The sequence below is a fragment of the Pectobacterium sp. CFBP8739 genome, from assembly GCF_013449375.1.
Lineage (GTDB): Bacteria > Pseudomonadota > Gammaproteobacteria > Enterobacterales > Enterobacteriaceae > Pectobacterium.
In genome coordinates, this window is record NZ_JACDRR010000010.1 from 71,510 (window position 1) to 88,537 (window position 17,028).

Here is a 17,028-nt window from a genome sequence, read left to right on the forward strand (position 1 = left end):
AATAATGCTGCAAAAATGTTAAGTGGTTCAAATAATGAACGCAAAGGTATTTAAAAGGTATTATTAATTGGTATTTTAAAGGTGTACCTTACTCTGTCATGAAGGATGTAAATATGAAAACTACAGCAAAGCTGTCGTTCATGATGTTCGTTGAATGGTTTATCTGGGGAGCCTGGTTTGTTCCACTCTGGCTGTATCTGAGCAAAAGCGGGTTCACGGCGGGCGAAATCGGCTGGTCGTATGCCTGTACCGCGATTGCCGCTATCTTATCGCCGATTCTGGTGGGGTCACTCACCGACCGTTTCTTTGCCGCGCAAAAGGTGCTGGCTGTACTGATGTTCGCCGGAGCGATACTGATGTATCTGGCGGCACAGCAAACGGAATTCATGTATTTCTTCCCGCTGTTACTGGCGTATTCGTTAACTTATATGCCGACTATTGCACTGACTAACAGCATCGCCTTCTCACATGTTGCCGATGTAGAGCGGGATTTCCCGCGCATTCGTGTTTTGGGTACGATTGGCTGGATCGCCTCGGGTATCGTCTGCGGTTTTCTGCCGACATGGCTTGGATTTAGCGACATTTCCCCCACTAATATTCCGTTATTGATTACTGCTGGCAGCTCTGCGTTGCTTGGTCTCTTTGCTTTTTTCCTGCCCAATACGCCACCGAAAAGCACGGGCAAGCTGGATGTTAAAGTCATGCTGGGGCTGGACGCGATTGTATTGCTGAAAGACAAAAACTTTCTGGTGTTTTTTGTCTGCTCCTTCTTGTTCGCAATGCCACTGGCGTTTTATTACATTTTTGCCACGGGCTTCCTCACTGAAGTCGGCATGAAAAATGCGACAGGCTGGATGACGCTGGGTCAGTTCTCGGAAATTTTCTTTATGCTGGCGCTGCCGTTTTTCACCAAGCGCTTTGGTATTAAAAAGGTATTGTTGCTGGGGCTGATTACGGCGGCTATCCGCTATGTCTTCTTTGTCTACGGCGACGCATATCACTACTTCACGTACGCATTGCTGTTCCTCGGCATTCTGCTGCATGGCGTGAGTTACGATTTCTACTATGTTACCGCCTATATCTACGTTGATAAAAAAGCGCCAGTGCACATGCGCACGGCAGCACAGGGGCTGATTACGCTCTGCTGTCAGGGTTTCGGCAGCCTGTTGGGATACCGTTTGGGCGGCGTGATGATGGAGAAACTTTTCGCTCACGGCGAGCCGGTGAATGGCCTGACCTTTAACTGGACCGGCATGTGGCTTTTTGGCGCGGTGATGATCGCAATTATTGCGCTGATCTTTATCCTGTTTTTCCGTGAATCGGATAAGGCGATCTCGACCATTGATGTAGATGGTTCAAAAAATAAGCATTTCAGTACAGAGGAAAACAAATGAAACAGGAACGTATTCTCGGTGCCTTATATGGCCAGGCTTTAGGGGATGCGATGGGTATGCCATCGGAACTATGGCCCCGGACGCGCGTAAAAGCGCATTTCGGCTGGATTGATCGCTTTTTGCCCGGCCCGGCGGAAAATAATGCGGCGTGCTATTTCGGCCGCGGCGAGTTTACCGACGATACCTCGATGGCGCTGAGTCTGGCCGACGCTATCATTGAATGTGATGGGGAAATTAACGCCGATGCGATCGGACGCCACATCCTGAAATGGGCGGAATCGTTTGATGCATTTAATAAAAATGTACTCGGCCCAACGTCTAAAATTGCGTTGAAGGCTATCCGCCAGGGTACGCCAGTGAGTGAACTGGAAAATAATGGCGTCACGAATGGCGCGGCCATGCGCGCTTCTCCACTAGGTTGTTTGTTGCCTGCGCACGATCTCGATGAATTTATCGATCAGGTGGCGCTGGCATCCAGCCCGACGCATAAATCCGACGTGGCGATTGCAGGGGCGGTTGTGATTGCCTGGGCTATTTCCCGTGCGGTTGACGGTGTCAGTTGGCAGACGATCGTCGATGCACTGCCGTCCGTGGCGCGCCACGCGCAGGAAAAACGTATCACTACGTTTAGCGCTTCTCTCGCCGCACGTCTGGAGTTAGCACTGAACATTGTGCGTAGTGCAAAGGGGACAGAAAGCGCCAGTGAGCAGCTTTATCAACTGATTGGTGCGGGAACGAGCACGATTGAATCTGTCGCGACTGCCATCGCGATGGTGGAACTGGCGCAAACCGATCCAAACCGCTGTGCGATTCTGTGTGCCAACCTGGGTGGAGACACCGATACGATCGGGGCGATGGCGACCGCGATATGCGGTGCGCTGCACGGGGTCACGGCGATTGATGCCGGATTGAAGCAGACGCTGGATGACATTAACCAGCTTGATTTTAGCCGCTATGCCAGCCAGCTCCTGCAATACCGCTCAGCACGGGAGGCGTGATGAAAGCCAGCGAACTTGCTGCAAAACTGGATAAGCTAACAACGCGTCAGCCTCTGACCATCATCGGAGCCGCAGTAATCGATGTGATAGCCGATGCTTACGCATTGCCGTATCGCGGATGTGATATCGAACTGAAGCAGCAAAGCGTGAATATTGGCGGCTGCGCCTTGAATATTGCCATTGCGCTTAAACGCCTTGGAATGGAGGCACAAAACGCCTTGCCTGTCGGGCAGGGCGTGTGGGCGGATATCATTCGTCACAGTCTGGAAAAACAGAACCTCACCACGGTGGTACAAACTGATTCGGGAGACAACGGCTGGTGTCTGGCGCTGGTTGAACCGGATGGCGAACGGACGTTTATGTCCTTCAGCGGCGTTGAGAACCAGTGGAGCGACAGTTGGCTGGCATCGTTATCCGTTGCATCGGGGAGTTTGGTCTATCTTTCAGGCTATCAACTGGCGGCACCGTGCGGTGAGCGTCTGGTTAGCTGGTTGGAAACCTTGCCTGACGTGACGCCGTTTATCGATTTTGGCCCACGTATCGCCGATATTCCTCCCGAACTGATGGCACGTATTATGGCGCTTCACCCTGTTGTTTCCCTTAATCGTCAGGAAGCGGAAGTTGCAGCGGAAATGCTCGGCGTGTCGGTTGATGTGCAAACGCTGGGGCGAGCCTGGCGGGAGACCTACCGTGCACCGGTGATTATTCGTCAGGACAAAGCGGGGGCGTGGTATTTTGATATCGATTCTGAGGGGGTTATCCCTCCGTTCCCGGCAGCGGTGGTCGATACTATCGGCGCGGGAGACAGCCACGCAGGAGGGACGCTAGCGGGATTAGCCGCCGGTTGGCCGCTGGCGGAGGCGGTCACGTTGGGTAATGCGGTTGCTGCGTATGTCGTGAGCCACCGTGGCGGAGACTGCGCACCCACGCAGGCTGAACTTCGTGCCCGGTTATTCCTCGCAGACGAACACGTATAGATCGCTACGGCAATAACTGATGCTGTACTCTATGGGCCGGTTCTGCTGGTCGAGCGCCACCTGCTTGATGACCAGAACCGGTACTTTATTATCAAGCTGAATGTGGGACTGGAACTCGGCATCGGGCATGCGTGCGCTGACGCGGCTGCGTGTACGCTGTGGATTGATGTTCTGACTGCGGAAATAGTCATAAAGCGAGACGCCGATATCGTCAGCGTCTGCGATCAGGTCAACAGGAACATACGATTCTTCAATGGAAACGGCGTCCTCATCCACATAGCGAATACGTTTCAACAAAAAAACGGGCGTTTCTGGCACAATCGCCAATTGTTCGGCGACTTCCTTGCTGCTTTTGACGACCTGTTTGTTTACCCATAGCGTATTGGGTTTTTTGCCCCGTAGTACGACTTGCTGTGAAAAGCCGCGTGCTTCTTTCAACGAATACTCGAAAATGTTATTGATTTGCGTGCCGTAGCCGCGCACGCGGGTCACCACACCTTCTTCTTCCAGCGTCTGCATGGCTTTACGCACGGTAATGCGCGATACGCCAGCCAACTGGCTCAGGTCGCGTTCACCTGGCAAAATATTGCCATGCTCCAGCATGCCGCTACGCACGGCGTTTTTTACCGTTTCGGCAAATTTCAGGTAGAGCGGTGTATTGTCTGCTGTCGCAAAGCGTTGAGTAAGCTGTTCTATTAATTGAGTATGCGCGTGTTCCATTCTTCTCGATCCTTGCCAGCCAACATAGGTTCTATAATACCACTGGTATTATTCAGTCTATACTGAAAATGTTCAGTCATCTCACCGCATAAAAATAAACCAAGTGAAATGGTTTCCAGCATAATGCTCTACCGAAGAATCTCTCGCTCTTTTTTATAACGCCACACATGAATTCTATAGATAAGCTATTTCATTAAAGCATTCCTATTAATTATCGGTATAAAACAATCACGGAGTTATTAGGAATAATCCCGTGATTGTTAAAGTCGGAATATGTTACTACGCTAATTAATAATTTTATCTTATGGAGAATGATAAGTAGATTATTTTTTTATTTTTGTTTTTTTTAGGTTTTTGTGTTTGTTTGTTAGTGTTGACTCTATTTTGTGTCTTTTTTCACATCATAGAGTAGTGTAACGTATTAAGTATTATTTCGGGTTTTAAGATAAATGGCGGCGGTTTAATGTGATCGAATTCAAGTTTTATTTTTCTCTGCCGTTATGGATAGTATAACTATTCTACGCAAAGAGTGTTTTATGCTGAAAACAACCCGCTCCCGCATCCTTGCGGCCTGTTCGACCATTGTTGTGCTTTCACTTGTTATCAATACCTTTCTTAATTACACCATCGCCAATAACGCGAATAAGGCGTCAATCCAAAACACGCTGAACGCGGTCGCGACTAGCCATAGTATAGCGATTAGTGACTGGGTTGCTTCGAAAACGCTGATGATCTCTGCGTTGCACAACCGAGTTGTTTCCGATGAGGATCCGATTCCGCTATTTAAACAAATTACAGCATCTGGCGGGCTTCTGAATGTCTATATGGGCTATGCCAATGGCACCGCCAAATTCGCCGATCCTGGTGGCATTCCCGCTGATTACAACCCAACAATCAGACCTTGGTATCAGCAGGCGGTGAGAGAAGGTAAACCACTCGTGACCGCGCCTTACGTTGATGCGGTGACGAATACATTGGTTGTTTCTTTCGTTGCACCGGTATTGGAAGGAAGTACGGTCAGAGGGGTGGTTGGTAGTGACGTCACGATGAAAAGCGTGATTGAAAACGTCAAAGCGATTAACCCAGCCAAAGATAGCTTCGGTGTTCTTATCGAGCGTAGCGGTCTGATCATTGCTCATCCGGATGAAAAACTGACGCTGAAAAATATCACCGACATTGCCCCTGGGATTGATCTGAACGACATTCTTTCAGCCGATAGCGCCCGTGATGTGGACTTTTCTGGCGTGACAAAGCTCGTGGTGGCAAAACCGATTGCTGGCACGAACTGGTTCATGCTGGTGGCGTTGGATAAAGCTGAAGCGACAGCGGGCATGCGTTCTCTGCTGTCTACCTCTGTCGTCACGCTAGTCGTTATCGCGCTGCTGGGTACGCTGGTGATTGGTTTCATCATTGCGTCTGCGCTCAAGCGTCTGCTGCAAATTCGCGATGCAATGGATGACATCAGCAACGGTAATAACGATCTGACGCAGCGTCTGCCGGACGAAGGGCATGATGAAGTGGCGCAAATTGCCCGCTCGTTTAATATCTTTGTCGACAAGATCAGCCAGGTCATGATGCAGATTCGCGATATCAGCGCATCGCTTCAGGTGGCGGCGGATGAAATCTCGGCGGGGAACAACGATCTCTCTGCGCGTACTGAATCTGCGGCATCAAGCATTCAGCAAACCGCAGCCTCGCTGGAAGAAATTTCTGCAGCGGTCACGCAGTCGGCAGGTTCTGCGCAGCAGGTTAACGCGAAAGCGCTGCTGCTGTCGAAAGATGCCGGTATGGGCGGAAAAGTGGTCTCCGATGTGATTGTCACGATGGAAGAGATCGTGGTCGCGTCTGGCAAAATCGGCGATATCATCGGCGTGATCGATGGCATAGCATTCCAGACTAACATTCTGGCGCTTAACGCTGCGGTAGAAGCGGCGCGTGCGGGTGAACAGGGCCGTGGTTTCGCCGTGGTTGCCGGTGAAGTTCGCAGCCTGGCACAGCGCAGTGCACAGGCCGCAAAAGAAATTAAAGAGCTGATTGAATCGACGGTCTCCAGCGTGACCTCTGGCTCTGTGCAGGTTCGTCAGGCCAGCGACACGATGAATGAAATTGTCGGCGGCGTCTCTACGGTGAGTTCGGTGATGTCTGAAATTACGCATGCAGCGGATGAGCAAATGCGTGGCATCAACGAGATCAACAAAGCGGTCGCGCAGTTGGATTCTATGGTGCAACAAAACGCCGCATTGGTGCAGGAATCTGCTGCTGCATCGGGTGCATTGCAATCACAGGCTGAAGAACTGAATGCCGTGGTTGGAGCATTCCGAGTCTAACGGGATCAGGCCCTAAAGAGGTATTGCCCGCCGAATATTGGCGGGCAAACTGCATTAACGTTGGGCTTCTCCGCCCAATGCTTCAATCAGATTCGCAATCAACGCAGCCAGTTCGCTGGTCATCAAAATGAAATCGGCATCAAACCGCTGAGCAAAATCTTCCCGATCGATATCGTCGTTTTGTTCGCGTAGCGTATCGGAGAATTTCAACCGTTTTACCGAACCGTCCTCAGCTAACACCAACTGAATTCGTTCCTGCCAGTCCAGCGCCAGCTTGGTGACCAGTTTACCGGCTTCAATATGCACGGCAATTTCATCGCAGACCAAATCCTGCTTTTTACAGCGGATGACGCCACCGTCTTCCAGAATCGCTTTTAGTTCTGCTTCATCCTGTAACGTGAAACCAGCGGCTGGCTCACCGGAACGAACCCACTCGGTTAGCGTCAGCTCGATAGGGTTTTCCATCGTCAGCGGCACAACGGGCAGTGACCCTAGGGTTTTACGCAACAGCGCCAGCGTATCTTCCGCTTTTTTGGCACTGGCGGCATCGACCATAATCAGACCATTAACTGTATCGATCCACATCCAGACCTGACTGAAACGGCTGAACGCACGCGGCAGCAGGCTATGCAGCACTTCGTCTTTCAGCGAATCTTTTTCGGTTTTTTTCAGTTTGCGGTGCTGTTCCGCTTCCAGACGTTCGATTTTTGCCTGAAGGGTTTGTTTGATGACCGGAGACGGCAGGATTTTTTCTTCTTTACGGACGCAGATAACGATTTGCCCATTAACAACGTGCGTTAATGCATCGCTATGCGATCCCATTGGTGATACCCAGCCCGTTTTCATCATATCCTGACTGCCGCACGGGGTGAACGTGAAAGCGCTGAGCCGTTTTTCCAGTTCATCCGCAGATAAAACGTTATCTTTGGACAGCGCGCTGTCTCGGCTTAGGCGGTAAATCATTAAGTTTTTAAACCACAACATGGTGTTATCCCTGACTGGGCGCGCAGGTTTGCACGCGGGTTTGTAATGTTGCGCGCATGATAACGAATTCGCGGCCGTAATGTGGAATAAAATGCCGGGATTCAGAGGAATACCTATCACGCTTTGAGGTGTCGCTGATTGGTTTCTCTGGGTATACCCGTCATACTTCACGTTGCATGTGCGTTGGCTGCGCGACTCGAATTATTTAGGGTGCCTACTACCAATAAGAACGTTTTCAGGTCGGTGACAAACTTACGCAGGCCTATTTACAACACGTGGGGAGACATCATGAGAATCGGTATCGATCTGGGCGGGACGAAAACGGAAGTTATCGCGCTGGATGATGAGGGGCAGGAACGTTTTCGGCAGCGTATGCCGACGCCAAGACATGACTACCCAGAAACGCTACGGACTATTGTCACGCTGGTGGAGATGGCTGAAAAAGCGATTGGCTGCGGTGGTAGTGTCGGTGTAGGAATCCCCGGTACGCTGTCGCCGTTTACTGACAAGGTAAAAAATGCCAACTCTACCTGGCTCAACGGTCAGGCGCTGGATCGCGATCTCGCCACGCTGCTGAATCGGCCCGTACGCGTCGCTAATGACGCGAACTGTTTCGCGGTTTCTGAGGCGGTTGACGGTGCTGGGGCAGGGAAGCAAACCGTCTTCGCGGTCATCATTGGAACTGGTTGTGGGTCGGGCATTGCGCTGAACGGTCAGGCTCACGTCGGCGGTAACGGCATTGCGGGTGAATGGGGGCATAACCCGCTGCCCTGGATGGATGACGATGAGTTGCGCTACCGGCAGACGGTTCCCTGCTACTGCGGTAAGTCCGGTTGTATTGAAACGTTTATCTCCGGCACTGGGTTTGCCGTGGATTACCATCGCCTGAGCGGTCAGCCGCACAAGGGCGAGGCGATTATTGCCTTAGCAGAGCAGGGCGATCCCATCGCCGAGCTGGCGTTGCAGCGCTATGAGCATCGTCTGGCAAAATCGCTGGCGCATGTGATTAACCTGCTCGACCCTGATGTGGTGGTGCTGGGGGGCGGAATGAGCAACGTTTCTCGCCTTTACCAGACCGTGCCGGAAAAGATTAAACCGTGGATCTTTGGCGGTGAGTGCGAAACGCCCGTGCTTCAGGCCATTCACGGCGACTCCAGCGGAGTACGCGGAGCCGCCTGGCTTTGGCCGAAGACGGAGTAATTGCAGACCGAGTCATTGCTAAACGGCGTACTGTGGCGCCAGTCGGCTGACGCCCAGTCCGTTAACCTTCTGCACTTTGATCTGTACCGGAATACGCTCCTTCATGGCTTCGACATGGCTAATAACGCCGATGGTTTTACCCGAAGCGTTCAGGTTATCCAGCGCGTCCAGCGCGATATCCAGCGTCTCGGCATCTAGCGTGCCGAAGCCTTCATCCAGAAATAGCGAGTCGATACTGGCTTTATGGCTGACTAGATCGGACAGCGCTAATGCCAACGACAGACTGACGAGGAAGCTTTCGCCGCCGGATAGCGTTTTTGTGTCGCGCTCGGCATCCGCTTGCCAGGTATCCATCACCAGAAGTTCCAGTTCGCCACCGGGCTTACGTTTTAGCTGATAGCGATCGTGCAGGCGTGAAAGCTGGAGATTGGCGAGGTAGACCAGATGATCCAAGGTCAGCCCCTGAGCAAACTTGCGGAACTTATCCCCTTTACTTGAACCGATCAGCGAGTTTAGCGTCTCCCAGTCGTCATTTTCTTGCTGACTCTGGGCGATCGCGCTAAGTAAATCCTGCTGGTTCTGACGTTGTTGTTTATCATCAGCCAACTGGTGTTGGAACTCCCCCTGCTGCCGTAGATTGGTTTTCAGCGTTTCATCCAACGCGGCCACCTGCTGTTGTATCGCCTCCAGCGTGACGTCTTCCTTCAGGTATGTTGGCCGTTGTTGCTGATGGACACGCAATTCCTGTTCAGCCTGCCGGTGCAGCGCTACCGCCTGCTGCAAGCGCTGATACAGCGTTTCCTTTAATGCCTGCAACGTCTGGCGTTCCTGCTCATCAAGTAGGGCATGGAGAAAGGCCGTTTCATCACCGAAAGTGCTTTGCTGCAACGCCTGAGTGAAGCGTTCGGTCGCATTCTGATACTGGCGCGAATTTTGTTCACATTGCTGCTGCTTGCTTACCAACTCACCGGTCAGGCGGCTCAACGTCGTTTCGGTTTGCTGACGAGCTGACAGGGCGAGCCTGAGCGCATCGTCATACTGTTGGCTGGTTCGCTGTAACTGTTCGCGTACAGCGACGATTTGCCTGTCGCCAAACAGTTTCTGCCGCTCTTGTTGGCTGGCGCTGAGCAACGCAAGGTGCTGTTCTAAGTGTTGTTGCTGCGTTTGGATGTGCTGTGTTGCTTCTGTCACGCTGTGGTGCAGATGCTGAAGATCGCTGTCCAGCGTGGCTAACAGGGGAATTAAGCGAGATTGCTCCTGCTCTTTGGCTTTCCAGTCTTGCCACTCGTTCTCGCGTTGAGCCAGCCAGCCATCTTGTGCGTCAGTGTCTGGCAGAAGAAGCCCTACTGTTGCCAGCATCTGCGTCATTTCCTGCGTATGCTGCGTGAGTTGCTGATGCACATGTTGCAGTGACTGGGTTATTTCTTCCTGTATAACGCGTAGCGACGTGTGTTGCTGAACGTTCAGTGCGATTTTCTGGTCGAGTTCCCGCTGCAATGCCTCTGCGGCAGTCAGTAAATCCTTACTTTCCTGCCACTGTTTTTGTCGCTGCTCGCGGAGGGCAATCTGCTGCCGAATAGCCTGCTCTTCGGCTTCACGCTGTGTGAGCCAGGCCGTGATGTCGTCCTGCTGTTCCAGCGAGTAGTTAACTTGTAAGCGCTCACTGACATCTTGCCACTGTTGGAGCAGGATTTGATGTTCGCTATCGAGCTGAGCGATATCCTGCTGCAACTGCTCCCTCTGCTGCTCTAGTGAGGCCAATTGCGCCGTCGTATTCGCCAGTGCTGTTGTTAACTGGTTCACCTGCTGCTGTAGCGCCGTCAGGCGTTGCTGAGTTTCAGACGGTTGTAGCGCCTGATAGCGCTCAATGGCGGGGTGCTCGGTTGAGCCACACAGCGGACAGGCTTCTCCCGCCTGTAGCCGTTGCCGTTCTGCTTCCAGCTTAACAATACGCTCTTCCTGTCGGTACACCGTTTCCAGGTCAGCTAGATGCTGGCTACGCTGTTCATGCTCGGATTGTTGCTGTTTCCGTAATATTTGCGACTGGTCGATATATCCTTGTATCTCAACCTGTTTGGCGAGGTGCTGCTGCTTGCGCACCTGAAGACGCTGGAACTGATCGCTGACGGTTGCGAACTGTCGACATGTAGTCTGCTGATCCATGAGCTGATTAAAGCGCTGGTGCAGCGTGGAAAGCGACTGGTGCGCGTCCTGATGTTGTCGTGCCTCATCATGTTGTGTGAACTGCTGGCGCGCGGCATCAACGACGTTTTGTTGTTCACGCTGCTGTGTCGCCAGTATTTCGGCTGCTTGCTGTAGCGCCGTCGACTCTTGCGTGTGCTGCGCCTGTTTCTGCTCCAGTTTCCGTTGTTCGTCCTGAAACTGGCGCAGCAATCGAAACTCGGCACGCCACTGCGGCAACCACTCTCCCCACTGCTGATAATGCGCGTGTTGCTGTCGGTAAGACTGAATCTGTTCAAGCTGTTGTTTAGTCTGCTGTTGCTCTGCTGCTATCTGGGTTTGCTTGCTTTCATCGGTGCGCAAGCGAACCTGTATTTTGGCCAGTTCTTCCTGTTGTTGGGCTTGCTGCTGCACCAGCGTGGCAATGTAATGATCAAGCGGCACAACCTGTTCGTTGATTAACAACTCTTGTTGCTGCCGTACCTGTGTGTGTCCATTAACATCCTGCTCGGCTTTTTCTTCCTGCTGGCGTAGCGTTGTCAGCGCCGTTTGCTCGGCAGCCTGCTTTGCTGTCAGTTGTTCAATGTGCTGGGCGAGCACAAGAGACTCTTGCCGATAGCGCTCTCGCTCCTGATGTAGCGGCCTCAGTTTTTCTGCGGGGTCGCTGCTGGCTAGCTTGTCGAGCTGTGGCTTAGCCTGCTGAATGGCGGATTCGGCGCTCGCATGCTGCGCCTGCGTGCTGGTTAACTGCGTGTGCTGCTGCGTCAGTTGCTCAAACCAGCGCAGCGTAGTCAGCGCTTGCTCACGTTCAACGTTGCCCCGTTGCTCCTGCTGGATCAGCGCGGCAAGCTGTTCTTCCACCTGCTGACGCTGTTCATCAGTTAACAGTTGAATGCCTGATGCGCGCGCCTGTAGCGTGCTCAGTGTGATGTTTGCCTGCTTGTGTTTGTCATAGACGCGTTCGGAAATCAGGCCGTAAATGTCCGTGCCGGTCAGCTCTTCCAGCAGTTCTGCTCGGTCGTCTGCTTTGGCGTTGAGGAAGGCGGAAAATTGTCCCTGCGACAGCATCATGGATCGCGTGAAGCGGCCGAAATCCAGTCCGGTGAGCTGCGTGATCATCTCTTTCTTATCATTGAGCTTTTCACACAGAATTTTGCCGTCTTCAATGAGAGCGAGTTCGGCCTTGGGAGACTGCAAATTGCCGTCAGGGACATTTCTAGCCCGACGCTGGCTCCAGAACGCGCGGTACCCCACGCCTTTCACCTCGAATTCGACTTCAGCAAGGCACTCTGCGGTATTGCGCGTCATCAGGTCATTCTGGCTGGCGGAAAGCAGGCCAAGCCGTGGTGTTTCGTGGTACAGAGCCAGACAGATGGCATCCAGCAGCGTGGTTTTCCCCGCGCCAGTCGGGCCAGTAATGGCAAATAAGCCGTTGCTGGAAAACGGCTCCTGCGTGAAGTCGATCTTCCATTCACCTTTCAGGGCGTTGAGGTTCTTTAAGCGCAGACTGAGAATTTTCATTTGGCGGGCTCGCTATTTTCCAGTTCATCAATAACCTGATTAAACAGCGTGCGGACACGCTGCTGGCGACCCTCTTCCATGTCTGTCTCCGTTGCCAGACGCCGTTCAAAAACGTCATGTACGCTGAGTTCGTTCAGCGTTTCTTTGTCCTGTTGCGTCATTGCCTGCAGGCGCTGTTCGCGCGTGCGACGTAGCAAAAGCACCTCAACGGGCAGGTTCTCGGTCATCGCCTGAATGCGTTTTTGCATGTCGCTGAGGTAATCCTGCGTGCTGATTTCGATATCCAGCCATACCGGTTTATCGCCTCGATAGTCCTGAAACGCGGCCAACTGTCGTTCAATGTCGCTCAGGCTACCTTTAATCAACTGCATCGGCTGAGTGACGGGAATAGGCAGGATGTCTATCTGCGGTGGAATAGGCGGTGACGCGTTTGGTGTAAAACTGACCAGACAAACGGACTTATCACTGTTGAGTTCGTCAAAACTTAGCGGAATAGGCGAACCGCTGTAGCGAATGTGCTCGCTTTGCGTCACGCGCTGCGGGCGGTGAATATGGCCAAGCGCGATATAATCCGCAGGCGGAAAAGCCTGTGCAGGGAAAGCATCGAGCGTACCAATATAGATATCGCGTACGGATTCTGAGGCGGTTGCGCCAACCGTCGTCAGGTGCCCAGTTGCGATAATTGGCAGCGGCAGGCCAAGTTCATCGCGTTTTTGACAAGCCCGTTGGTAACACTGTTGGTAGTGCGCGGTAATCGCTTCCTGTAGCGCCAACTGTTTTTCATCCCCAGATTGCCCAGCTTTGCTGGTCAATACATCGCGTGGGCGTAAAAAAGGAATGGCGCAGAGCAGGGCACCGGGCTGCTGCTGACGATTTTCCAGCAGGAGCACCTGCTGGGCGGGATCATCGCTGGCGCAGGCAACCACGTGCGTGTTCAGGCAGGCCAGCAAATCGCGGGATTCATTTAACATCGCGACGGAATCATGGTTTCCGCCGAGAATGATGAGCTGACAGCCGGTACGCTGTAGCGCTACCACGAAGCTATAATACATTTCCCGCGCATAGCTGGGGGGCGAGCCGTTATCAAAAACATCGCCTGCGACGATAATGGCATCGACCTGATGCTGCTCCACCTGAGCGATGAGCCAGTGAAGAAAAGCCTGATGTTCAGCGCTTCGGCTTTTGGTATAAAAATATTGTCCTAAATGCCAATCGGCGGTGTGGATAATGCGCATCGTGCTCTCTCGATATTCATGCCGCATGGCGGTGGATGACGTTGTCATTATAGGGAAGGATGTGCTGTCATCGTAATGCCATGATTATATATAGCAGGGATGACGGCTGTCGCGCTGGGATCCGGAGTTTGGAAAGCGGCTCGAAAAATCGGATGTATGCGTTGTAACATCGCGCGGAGAGGGCCGTGTGTTTTTCATAAATCTGTCATAAAACTGACGCATAATGCCTTTCGCTTGCTAACAGCGACGATGATTAACGACAGGATTAACAATGGCAAAACGCATATTAGTCGTGGAAGATGAAGCACCAATTCGTGAAATGGTCTGCTTTGTACTGGAACAAAATGGTTATCAGCCAGTTGAAGCCGAAGATTATGACAGTGCAGTAACGCAACTGTCGGAGCCGTTCCCTGAACTGGTGTTATTGGACTGGATGCTGCCAGGAGGTTCGGGCCTGCAATTCATCAAGCATATGAAGCGCGAGGCGCTGACGCGTGATATTCCGGTGATGATGTTGACCGCCCGCGGTGAAGAAGAAGACCGTGTACGTGGTCTTGAAGTGGGTGCGGATGATTACATTACCAAGCCGTTTTCGCCCAAAGAATTAGTGGCGCGTATCAAAGCCGTGATGCGCCGTATTTCACCGATGGCGGTGGAAGAAGTCATTGAAATGCGAGGCCTGAATCTTGATCCTTCCTCACATCGCGTGACGACTGAAGAGCACGCGTTGGATATGGGACCGACGGAATTTAAACTGCTGCATTTCTTTATGACGCATCCTGAACGCGTTTATAGCCGGGAACAGTTGCTGAATCACGTTTGGGGCACTAACGTTTATGTTGAGGATCGTACTGTCGACGTTCATATTCGTCGCCTGCGTAAAGCACTGGAAACCAGCGGACATGACAAAATGGTGCAAACCGTTCGGGGAACGGGCTACCGTTTTTCAACGCGTTACTGAGCTGATCGTAACCGGAGACACATTAAGGTGCTAGAACGCTTATCCTGGAAAAGGCTGGCATTGGAGCTGGCTTTTTTTTGTTTGCCCGCGTTGCTGCTGGGGTTGATTTTTGGTTATCTGCCCTGGTTTCTGCTGGTCGCCGTCTTAGGCTTACTGTGTTGGAATTTTTATAACCAACTGAAACTCTCTTATTGGCTGTGGGTTGATCGTAGCATGACGCCACCGCCCGGCCGCTGGAGCTGGGAGCCGCTGTTTTACGGGCTCTATCAGATGCAGTTGCGTAATCGACGCCGACGCCGTGAGTTGGCGCTCCTGATCAAGCGGTTTCGCAGCGGGGCTGAATCCTTGCCGGATGCCGTGGTGATCACCACCGAAGAAGGAACGATCTTCTGGTGTAATCATCTGGCGCAGCACCTACTGAATTTCCGCTGGCCGGAAGATAACGGTCAGAATATCCTCAACTTATTGCGTTATCCCGAATTCACGAATTACATGAAAGGACAGGATTTTAGCCGTCCTCTCACGTTGCAGTTGAATAATTCCCACCATGTTGAATTCCGCGTGATGCCCTATTCCGAAGGCCAGCTACTGATGGTGGCGCGTGATATTACGCAAATGCACCAGCTTGAAGGTGCCAGACGTAACTTCTTTGCCAACGTGAGCCATGAACTGCGTACGCCGCTGACGGTGTTGCAGGGCTATCTGGAAATGATGCAGGAAGAAACGCTGGATGCGGCGCTACGCGGAAAAGCGCTGAATACCATGCAGGAGCAGACCCGACGCATGGACGGGCTGGTCAAACAACTGCTGACCCTGTCCCGTATTGAGGCGGCGACGGCAATCGATCTGAATGAAAAAGTCGATATTCCATTGATGCTGCGCGTATTGCAGCGTGAAGCGCAGACGCTGAGTCAGGGGCGTCATGAGATTGTCTTTCGTGTGAACGAAAGCCTCCGCGTGTTTGGTAATGAAGAACAGCTGCGCAGTGCGGTATCCAACCTGGTGTATAACGCAGTCAACCATACGCCGGCGGGAACGCGTATCGAAGTCTGCTGGCAGAAGATCCCGCAGGGCGCGCAATTTCAGGTCAGCGATAACGGGCCGGGTATTGCGGCCGAGCACTTGCCGCGCCTGACGGAACGCTTTTATCGGGTGGATAAGGCACGTTCACGACAAACGGGCGGCAGCGGGCTGGGTCTGGCGATTGTGAAGCATGCGCTCAGCCATCATGATTCTCGTCTGGAGATAATGAGTGAGGATGGTCTGGGCTCACGTTTTGTCTTTACGTTGCCGAATCGGTTGATTGTCCCAGCCTCTCTGGCTGAAAATACGGTGAAACCTTCGGCCTGACGGAAAACGCTATCTATGACATCCGCCACTCGTATTGTGGGCGCTTTTTTACTGTTGTTCAGCGCGTTTTGCGCTGCGCAGCCTCGCCAGATGCTGGCGGGCAATCTCTCCAGCGCGGGGTCGGATACGCTGGCTAATCTGATGGCTTTTTGGGCGGCGGATTTCAGCCAGCATTACCCGAATGTGAATTTACAGATTCAGGCCGCTGGGTCATCTTCGGCACCGACGTCTCTGGCATCGGGCGCAGCGCAGCTTGGGCCGATGAGCAGGGCGATGAAAGCCAGCGAGATTGACGCATTCGTCCAGCACTACGGCTATCCACCGCTGGCGGTGCCGGTCGCGATGGATGCGCTGGTCGTGCTGGTCAATCAGGATAACCCGCTGCCTGGGTTGAACTTGTCGCAGTTGGACGCCATCTTTTCGATTACGCAGCGCTGTGGTAACCATCAGCCGATAAAACAGTGGGGCGATCTCGGCTTACGTGGCAGTTGGGAAAAGCGTACGCTACTGCGCTATGGACGAAACTCTGCGTCAGGAACCTATGGGTTCTTTAAGCAAAAGGCGCTATGCCGTGGCGATTTTCTTCCTCAAATCAATGAGCTGCCTGGCTCAGCGTCTGTCGTACAAGCGGTTGCTGCATCAACCGATGCTATCGGCTATGCCAGCGTGGGCTTTCGCACCAGCGGTGTGAGAATGCTGCCGTTAGCTGCACAAGGGACCGACTACATCTACCCCTCGACTGAAAATATCCGTAGCGGTTTATACCCTTACACCCGTTACCTTTACATCTATGTGAACAAAGCACCTAGCCAGCCGCTGGAAGCGCTGACGGCGGCATTTTTAGATCGTGTGCTGTCCGAAACAGGGCAGTCGCTGGTGAACCAAGATGGCTATTTACCGCTGCCGGAAGAAACGCGTCGCCAGGCGCGTCAGCAGATTGGCCTGCCAGAGTAATTCAGCTTTCCACCACCCATTTGTGATGTTTTCACATTACATGAATTTTCTTCATGTAATGTGAAAATTCTTCTATTGCCCTGCGGTTTGTCACGTGACAGGATAGCTTTAAATTCAGACGTCCAGATGGCTAAATAAGATTAACTGTAACTATCTCTCTGGGCAAATATTTCATATTGAAACTATCTGTCAGCATGCTTCTTTCCTGAAGATTGGTGCTGGCAAC

General features: G+C 52.5%; 12 protein-coding genes. 8 read left to right on the forward strand and 4 right to left on the reverse strand.

Annotated elements, in window-relative coordinates; genetic code table 11:
• The first annotated feature begins 113 nt into the window (after positions 1-113).
• The 3 genes from H0247_RS08800 to H0247_RS08810 are packed head-to-tail and all read left to right on the forward strand — an operon-like array spanning position 114 to position 3,369.
• Positions 114-1,394: a nucleoside permease gene (locus tag H0247_RS08800; RefSeq protein ID WP_180742214.1), complete on the forward strand. Its 1,281-nt coding sequence runs from the start codon at positions 114-116 to the stop codon at positions 1,392-1,394.
• Positions 1,391-2,392, forward strand: coding sequence for an ADP-ribosylglycohydrolase family protein (locus H0247_RS08805; RefSeq protein ID WP_180742215.1), 1,002 nt, complete (start codon positions 1,391-1,393; stop codon positions 2,390-2,392). The genes H0247_RS08800 and H0247_RS08805 overlap by 4 nt, the downstream gene beginning before the upstream one ends.
• Positions 2,392-3,369, forward strand: a complete 978-nt coding sequence (locus H0247_RS08810; RefSeq protein ID WP_180742216.1) for a PfkB family carbohydrate kinase — start codon at positions 2,392-2,394, stop codon at positions 3,367-3,369. Before H0247_RS08805 ends, H0247_RS08810 begins: the two co-directional genes overlap by 1 nt.
• Here the strand turns inward: H0247_RS08810 and H0247_RS08815 are convergent.
• Complete coding sequence (locus H0247_RS08815; RefSeq protein ID WP_180742217.1) at positions 3,343-4,089, reverse strand: GntR family transcriptional regulator; 747 nt, start codon at positions 4,087-4,089, stop codon at positions 3,343-3,345. The genes H0247_RS08810 and H0247_RS08815 overlap by 27 nt on opposite strands.
• 536 nt (positions 4,090-4,625) lie before the next feature.
• Between H0247_RS08815 and H0247_RS08820 the strand changes: the two genes are divergently transcribed.
• A complete protein-coding gene (locus H0247_RS08820) occupies positions 4,626-6,416 on the forward strand; it encodes a methyl-accepting chemotaxis protein (RefSeq protein WP_180742218.1) in 1,791 nt (596 codons plus the stop codon).
• Positions 6,417-6,470: 54 nt separating this feature from the next.
• On the opposite strand, the gene rdgC is transcribed toward H0247_RS08820, so the two are convergent.
• Positions 6,471-7,400 carry a recombination-associated protein RdgC gene (gene rdgC / locus H0247_RS08825; RefSeq protein WP_180742219.1) on the reverse strand — a complete coding sequence of 310 codons (930 nt, stop codon included), beginning with the start codon at positions 7,398-7,400 and terminating at the stop codon, positions 6,471-6,473.
• 288 nt (positions 7,401-7,688) lie between these two features.
• On the opposite strand from rdgC, the gene mak reads away from it, so the two are divergent.
• On the forward strand, positions 7,689-8,600 hold the full coding sequence (gene mak / locus H0247_RS08830) for a fructokinase (RefSeq protein WP_180742220.1): 912 nt from the start codon (positions 7,689-7,691) through the stop codon (positions 8,598-8,600).
• An 18-nt stretch (positions 8,601-8,618) separates the two neighbouring features.
• Here mak and H0247_RS08835 read toward each other — a convergent pair whose 3' ends face one another.
• Both H0247_RS08835 and sbcD read right to left on the reverse strand, forming a co-directional pair.
• Positions 8,619-12,302, reverse strand: coding sequence for an AAA family ATPase (locus H0247_RS08835; RefSeq protein WP_180742221.1), 3,684 nt, complete (start codon positions 12,300-12,302; stop codon positions 8,619-8,621).
• Complete coding sequence (gene sbcD / locus H0247_RS08840) at positions 12,299-13,537, reverse strand: exonuclease subunit SbcD (RefSeq protein WP_180742222.1); 1,239 nt, start codon at positions 13,535-13,537, stop codon at positions 12,299-12,301. Before sbcD ends, H0247_RS08835 begins: the two co-directional genes overlap by 4 nt.
• Before the next feature lie 271 nt (positions 13,538-13,808).
• Between sbcD and phoB the strand changes: the two genes are divergently transcribed.
• The 3 genes from phoB to H0247_RS08855 are packed head-to-tail and all read left to right on the forward strand — an operon-like array spanning position 13,809 to position 16,802.
• On the forward strand, positions 13,809-14,498 hold the full coding sequence (gene phoB / locus H0247_RS08845) for a phosphate response regulator transcription factor PhoB (RefSeq protein WP_102116798.1): 690 nt from the start codon (positions 13,809-13,811) through the stop codon (positions 14,496-14,498).
• Positions 14,499-14,525: 27 nt separating this feature from the next.
• Positions 14,526-15,848, forward strand: coding sequence for a phosphate regulon sensor histidine kinase PhoR (gene phoR / locus H0247_RS08850; RefSeq protein WP_039275418.1), 1,323 nt, complete (start codon positions 14,526-14,528; stop codon positions 15,846-15,848).
• A gap of 15 nt (positions 15,849-15,863) precedes the next feature.
• Positions 15,864-16,802 carry a PstS family phosphate ABC transporter substrate-binding protein gene (locus H0247_RS08855; RefSeq protein ID WP_180742223.1) on the forward strand — a complete coding sequence of 313 codons (939 nt, stop codon included), beginning with the start codon at positions 15,864-15,866 and terminating at the stop codon, positions 16,800-16,802.
• Positions 16,803-17,028 lie beyond the last annotated feature (226 nt).